This window comes from Shewanella sp. 8A (assembly GCF_023475945.1).
GTDB classification, from domain to species: Bacteria; Pseudomonadota; Gammaproteobacteria; order Enterobacterales; family Shewanellaceae; genus Shewanella; species Shewanella xiamenensis.
In genome coordinates, this window is the sequence record NZ_JAMDJP010000060.1 from 1 (window position 1) to 6,839 (window position 6,839).

Genomic DNA, 6,839 nt, shown 5'->3' on the forward strand with positions numbered 1-6,839 from the left:
CTTATCGAGAAAGCACAGCGTATAGCCTCGCTTGGTCACTCTATCTTCTTTGTCGAACACCAGGCGTTTCCATGGATTAGAGACAATGTCCAGAGGGGCTTCATCCAGTAAGGGGTCCGCTTGGAAAACGGAAAATATCCTACGCTAAGCCTGTTTTTTGTACAGACTACTATTCACTGAGCGTAATGCGCGGTATTTACCCTGTCCCAGTTTGAGGTTTGTTCTCCAGACGTAATCCCCGCTCAGGTTGATATGTTCCCATCCCAGCGGTGACAGATGGGTAATCAGTTGCTCATTAATCGCGATCCCTTTCCGTCTCAATGAATCTACCGCTCTTTCTATATAGACCGTATTCCACAGCGAGATCGCCGCAGTCAGCAATGTCAACCCACTTGCCCGGTAACTCTGGTTTTCCAGTCCCCGATCTCTGATTTCCCCCAGCCGGTGCATAAAGACTGCTCGCGCAAGGGCATTACGGGCCTCACCTTTATTCAACCCAGCCTGTACTCGTCGACGCAGCGAAGGATCCCGGAACCAGTCCAACATAAACAATGACCTTTCTATGCGGCCAACCTCCCTCAGAGCCTTTGCCAGACCATTCTGTTTAGGATAGCTGGCCAGCTTTTTCATCATCAGTGATGCTGTTACCGTTCCCTGCTTTATAGAACTTGCCAGACGCAGTACCTCATGCCAGTGGGTTTCAATTTCCTTCAGATTCAGGCTGGTTGAGGAGATGATTGACTGAAGCCCCGGATACAACTCAGCTTTCCCATGAATAAACAGCCGCTTGTCATGAAGATCCCGGATCCTTGGCGCAAAAGCGAATCCGAGCAGATGCATTAGCGCGAAAACATGCTCAGTGAAACCTGCGGTGTCAGTATAATGCTCTGTAATTTCCAGATCGGTTTCGTGATACAGCAGACCATCAAGTACGTGTGTTGAATCCCGAACACGGCTGATGACTTTGGTGTAAAACGGGCTGTACTGGTCCGAAATATGTGTATAAATTTGCACGCCTGGCTCCTGACCGTATTTCAGATTGACCTGACCCGCATAACGCCCGTGACTCCCCACCCGAAAGTTCTGTCCGTCAGACGATGACGTTGTTCCATCGCCCCAGAATGCTGCCAGAGGCCGCTTTTTCTGCGCATTAACCAACTCGGCCAGCGCGGCTGAATAGGTTTCATCCCTGATGTACCAGGCCTGAATGCCCTCGAGTGACGATTTTGTCGTTCCCGGACAGGATTCGGCCATTTTTGTCAGCCCAAGGTTGATCCCATCGGCAAGAATGGTGGTCAGTAACAACTTTCTGTCTTTAGGTCTGATGTGATTGTTCTTGAGATGGGTGAAATGGCGGGTAAAACCAGTCCAGCCGTCCACTTCATCCAGCATTTCAGTAATTTTAGGATGAGGTAGCATGCCGTAAACCAGATCGCCAAAAGGGGATGCTGTTGAAGGAACACTATTATCCAGCGGGGTAATTTTCACGCCTTTATCCGATATATCAACATCGGGTAAATCACCGGCCAGCGCCATTGCATTAACTTCCTCCAGGCGCGATGCCAGAAGCGTCAAACGGCTCTCAATGTATTCATGGCAATCGCCCGGAACAGCAAGGGGTAACTGGTTATCCTTGAGTGATTTTTCAAAATCGCCGGACGGGATCAGATAATCATCGAAATTCCTGTAACGGCGTGATCCCTTTACCCAGATATCGCCAGAACGTAATGCTCCCTTCAGCTCATTCAGCACGCAAAATTCGTAATATTTTCGGTCAATGCCGGTGGGGGTAATCACAACTTTTCTCCAGCTTTCCGGGATGAAACCGATTGGTGCGGAAGGTGGTACTTTTCGGAGTTGCTTTCGATACATCTCTTTGACGGTATCCAGCGCGTCACCGAGCTGCATTGCAGCGGGAGCAGCCCTGAACTGCAACGCTGACAGCATCCGGGGCGCGTATTTACGCAGCGTACTGTATTTTTCTGTGATCAGATGCAACGGATCGAAGTTGTCCTTACGTGACAGGAACCGCGTCTCTTCCACGCTGTTGATGAATTCCTGCCAGGGAAGCACGTCTTCTATTGCGGCCCAGGGATCTTCCCCAGACTCTCTGGCGTTAAGTAAGGCCTGCCCGACGGTAACGTATTGCTTCAGTTTACTCTGAATCAGCTTTCCCGTTTGCTGGAGCCGCTCGGCCTGAGTGCGTTTTGCCCTGCTGAACAGACTGCCCAGAATACGCTCGTGCAGATCAATAACTTCATCAGTCAGGGTGGCTCTGGCTTCCGATATGATACAAACCAGCGAGGCATAACGGCGAACATCCGTGAATTTTGCCAGGTCCCGGCTACTCATTTTCCTGCCTTCGCGTGCGAGTTTCAGGAGCCGGTTCTGATGCACGGAAAGCGCAATACCGTCAGGCAGTGCCAGCGACTCTATCGCATTTAACCTGTCGATATGTTGCAGGACATTTTTGCCGTTTATTTTTCCCGGAGGCTGAAGCAACCAGGCCAGCCGTGAAGGTTGTTCACCCTCAGATACCAGCAGGCGGTCCAGTGCCGCTTTTTGCCCCGGTTCAAGCTGCTCGGTCAGCGCAGAAAAAACCGCTCTGTCAGCAAGCGTTGTTGCTTCAGCAAGGGTTCGTTCGATCACCTCAACAGAGGGGAAAATAATCTTATTACTGTGGAGCCAGGAGAGCATTTCTTCCGCAAGTAAAAAACCTCTGTCTGTCCGCATGGCGTGGGGATAAAGGTGGCGAATACAGTTTTTTTGCAGCGCCCGGCTGAAGGGGGATAATTCAAGGTAGCGGTAGAGTTCAGCCAGATGTTCCCAGCGGGTGACCTCTCTTGATGCATACTCTGCCCACAGATCAGGCTGAAGTTTCAAATGAGCCGCAAGCCGGGAAACAACCCCGTAGTGAGGGGACTCATTATTGTCGGGTGGAAATCCTGGCCCTCGCAAATAGCAAAGTAAAACAGCAAAGCCCAGGCGGTTAGCTGGTCTGCGATGTTTATTAATAAGCGCGAGGTCATGTTCGTTCAAAAAGCACATGCGCGTCAGAAGAACGTCATCTTCCGGCACAACCAACAAGCGTTCTTTTTCTTCACTACTGAGTATTTGTCTCCGTGGCATAAATGCTTCCTCTGCATATAGTTTATTTACGTTATTTCTTGCCCTGACCGAAACCGGTCGGTTTCGTACACTACTCTGCAAATCTGTCCGAAAGTAAGTGAAATTCATTTCGTACATGCGTTATGATTCGTACATCCATTTCGTACATAAAATATCACTATGTCACGTGTTTTTGCTTACTGCCGGGTCTCTACCCTGGATCAGACCACCGAAAATCAGAGCAGAGAAATCGAGGCTGCCGGTTTTACCGTCCGGCCCCAGCGACTGATTGAAGAACATATCAGCGGTTCGGTTGCCGCCGGTGAACGACCAGGCTTCACCCGACTGCTTGATCGCATGGAAAATGGCGACGTGCTGATTGTCACCAAGCTGGACCGTCTTGGGCGTAATGCCATGGATATAAGAAAAACAGTTGAGCAACTGGCTGCGTCAGATATTCGAGTTCACTGCCTTGCGCTCGGAGGTGTTGATCTGACAAGTGCTGCCGGGAGAATGACTATGCAGGTTATTTCAGCGGTGGCGGAATTTGAGCGGGATCTGTTGCTTGAGCGCACACATTCAGGTATTGCGAGGGCAAAAGCGGCAGGAAAGCGGTTTGGCCGTCCTTCCACACTGAATGAAGAACAGCAACTTTCTGTGATTGAACGCATTAACACCGGGGTCAGTATCAGCGCCATTGCCCGGGAGTTTAATACCACCCGGCAAACAATTCTTCGGGTAAAGGCAGGTAAGCAATAATCCCAGACCCAAGATTCCAGCGTTGACAGTCTGCTCAGTGCCAATTGCAGACATTCCAACTTTAAGGCTGTAAAGTCCGCTTTTAGGTGTTAGCAGAACGCCCGGCACAGCGGCAGCCGTAACGGAGCGGTTTTGTGTTAATGTTTGAGCGCAGCGAGTAACACAAAACCGCGTAGTGTAGGCTGTCCGCCTGCTGCCGATTGTGTACGCCCAGCATGGGCATGAACTAATGAGGTGAAAGTCCTCTGTAGGAAGGTCACCGTTCAATAACATGCTGTTATTAAACGTTAACTACTAGCGAATGGCAAGGGCTTATCCGCGAGGATTGGTCTGAAGGAAGCCGCTAGCAAATTTGCGAGCTGATGAACAAGAACATCATATGAGGCGTAGGCTAGAGGTGAGTTGGCACAAGACGACGAAACCACGTGATCTAATGGCCACCGTAAATGATGCAGCAGTGCAAAGAAAGTTCATGTTCTTATCTGGGGAGATCTGCTTAACACGCGATCGGTCAATAACCAGTAAGGCTCTGGTCTATTAAGTGCCTTGGCTTTTCAATCTCATCGACTGAAAAGAGCGAACCAGATGAAAACCGATAGCGCATGACGGGGTAACTCGGTATGTGATTAAGCAGAAGTCAGCAGACGGCATAGTAGCCCAACGCCCATCGTAATGGTTGGGATATGGTGAAGGCCTGAACATTTAGAAGAAGGAGGAGTCTTGTCAAACTTGTCGATACCCACTACGTCGCCAGACGATTACTATCGGCAGCGTATTGATATGCAACCGGCCTTCAACAGCGATTTATTCCAACAACTACTCGAACCTGAAAATCTACACCGAGCTTGGCGTCAAGTTAAAGCCAATAAAGGCGCGGCTGGCATCGATGGCATGACTATCGAAGCCTTCCCGCTTTGGATGCAACAAGGCGGTTGGCAACGGTGTAAATCTCTACTGGAACGAGGTGAATATAACCCTTCAGCAGTCAGACGCGTAGAGATCGACAAACCCGATGGCGGTAAACGCAAACTGGGTATCCCTAACGTCATTGATCGTGTGATACAGCAAGCTATTGCTCAAATTCTCACGCCGTTGTTTGACCCTTTCTTCTCGGCTAATAGCTTCGGCTTTAGACCGAATAGGAATGCCAAACAAGCGGTCTTGCAAGTCAGAGATATCATCAAACAGAAGCGCAAATTTGCCGTCGATGTTGATCTGTCCAAGTTCTTTGATCGAGTAAATCACGACCTGTTGATGACTCAATTGAGGATCAAGGTACAGGATAAGCGTCTGCTGGCGCTTATTGGTAAATACCTGCGAGCTGGTGTGATGGTCAACGACCAATTTGAAGCAAGCTTCGAAGGCGTGCCTCAAGGCGGCCCACTCTCGCCATTACTCTCTAACATTATGTTGGACAGTCTTGATAAAGAGCTGGAAAGCCGAGGGCACAAATTCGCCCGCTACGCGGACGACTTTATCATTTTGGTAAAGTCTATTCGAGCGGGAGAGCGGGTACTCAAGAGTATTACTCGCTACCTTGCCACTAAGCTAAAACTGGTTGTTAATGAACAGAAAAGCCAAGTGGTAGAGGTAGGTCAAAGCAAGTTCCTCGGTTTTACCTTTAACCGCGGGAAGATCCAGTGGCATGCTAAAACATTACACATTTTTAAACAAAAGATGAAACGCCTGACGAACCGAAATTGGGGCGTTAGCATGGGATATCAATTGTTTAAAGTACGGCAATACATGCAAGGCTGGATCAACTACTTTGGCATAGCCAACGCTTATCAAGGGTGTGTCGATTTAGACCATTGGATCCGTCGTCGAGTGCGTATGTGCTACTGGCGTCAGTGGCGAAAACCGCGGACTAAGGTACAAAACTTACTTAAACGTGGCGTCAGGATCCAAGCTGCCGTTGCTTGTGGGATCACAAGTAAAGGCCCATGGCGGAGCTCGAAAACACCAGGAATACAGCAAGCGCTGAGTAATGAGTATCTTAAGAAAGCAGGATTGTATTCACTGAGAGATGGATGGATCGCGGTTCACTATCCGAACCAGAAAACAGGTTAGGCGTTCTAAATGAACCGCCCTGTGCGGAGCCGCATGCAGGGTGGTGTGGGGGCTGGAGGCTAGATACCTCCGGCTACCCGATTAGATGCCAGTGCCACTTAATGAACGCTTGCCTTAGAAAGCAAATTTAAAACCAATACACCGCAAACTATTAAACTAATACCCACGAAACCCCATGCATCAATCTTTTGCCCGTAAAGCCCCCATGCAACAGCAGTGACTAATACTACGCCAAGGCCAGACCAAACTGCATAGGCCACCCCTACAGGAATAGACTTCAAGACCAATGAAAGGAAATAAAATGCAATTCCATAGCCAACAATTACGATGAAAGATGGTACGAGCTTCGTAAAACCTTCACTGGACTTTAATGCAGATGTTGCAACTACCTCTCCAAGAATCGAAATAGTAAGAAATAACCAGCTTTTCATGATCCGCCTCCAATATGATTCGAAGGGAGTATATGTCTTTTTCTCTTAAAATTGCAGTCTTGAAGAAAAAAATTATTCGTGCGCAACTTTCCGGTTAATTACATCTAACGCTGCGCTTTGCGGAAATTTAGGAGCGCCCGCGAGTAAATTTTCCGTAGCAGCGCTTTGTTATGGCTCATTCTCGCACCCAATACAAAACAAGCGCTCCTAGAGGGGTCAGCACGCCTGCTAAGAACAAAAATACAGCAGCACTAAACACCCGGTACTTAATAAACGATATCTTAGAGTTATTTACAATTTGATCACAAAAAGCCAATTCTAATTTGCATTCTTTATGCGAGTCCAGCTCACTATATCGATTACCTAGATTCTACGTCAGTACTTCAAAAAGCATAATCAAAGCCTTGATAAATATGCATTCCTTCGAAATTCAGCTTTCACCCATTGGGTGAAAGAAAAGTGCTCAAAAAT

Annotated in this window: 5 protein-coding genes; 2 read left to right on the top strand and 3 right to left on the bottom strand. The window is 48.5% G+C overall.

Annotated features, from left to right (window positions below):
* Positions 1 to 144 precede the first annotated feature (144 nt).
* Positions 145 to 3,129 carry a Tn3 family transposase gene (locus M0413_RS22340; RefSeq protein ID WP_043495657.1) on the bottom strand — a complete coding sequence of 995 codons (2,985 nt, stop codon included), beginning with the start codon at positions 3,127 to 3,129 and terminating at the stop codon, positions 145 to 147.
* Positions 3,130 to 3,288: 159 nt separating this feature from the next.
* Between M0413_RS22340 and M0413_RS22345 the strand changes: the two genes are divergently transcribed.
* Positions 3,289 to 3,867, top strand: coding sequence for a recombinase family protein (locus M0413_RS22345; protein WP_086903633.1), 579 nt, complete (start codon positions 3,289 to 3,291; stop codon positions 3,865 to 3,867).
* A 720-nt stretch (positions 3,868 to 4,587) separates the two neighbouring features.
* Positions 4,588 to 5,937, top strand: coding sequence for a group II intron reverse transcriptase/maturase (ltrA, locus tag M0413_RS22350; RefSeq protein WP_014609903.1), 1,350 nt, complete (start codon positions 4,588 to 4,590; stop codon positions 5,935 to 5,937).
* Positions 5,938 to 6,035: 98 nt separating this feature from the next.
* Here ltrA and qacK read toward each other — a convergent pair whose 3' ends face one another.
* Together qacK and M0413_RS23130 are read right to left on the bottom strand one after the other, a co-directional pair.
* Positions 6,036 to 6,368: a quaternary ammonium compound efflux SMR transporter QacK gene (qacK, locus tag M0413_RS22355; RefSeq protein WP_034732386.1), complete on the bottom strand. Its 333-nt coding sequence runs from the start codon at positions 6,366 to 6,368 to the stop codon at positions 6,036 to 6,038.
* 175 nt (positions 6,369 to 6,543) lie between these two features.
* Positions 6,544 to 6,714 (bottom strand): Pycsar system effector family protein, encoded by a 171-nt coding sequence (locus tag M0413_RS23130; RefSeq protein ID WP_502957307.1) that lies wholly within the window; start codon positions 6,712 to 6,714, stop codon positions 6,544 to 6,546.
* Between the last annotated feature and the right edge of the window lie 125 nt (positions 6,715 to 6,839).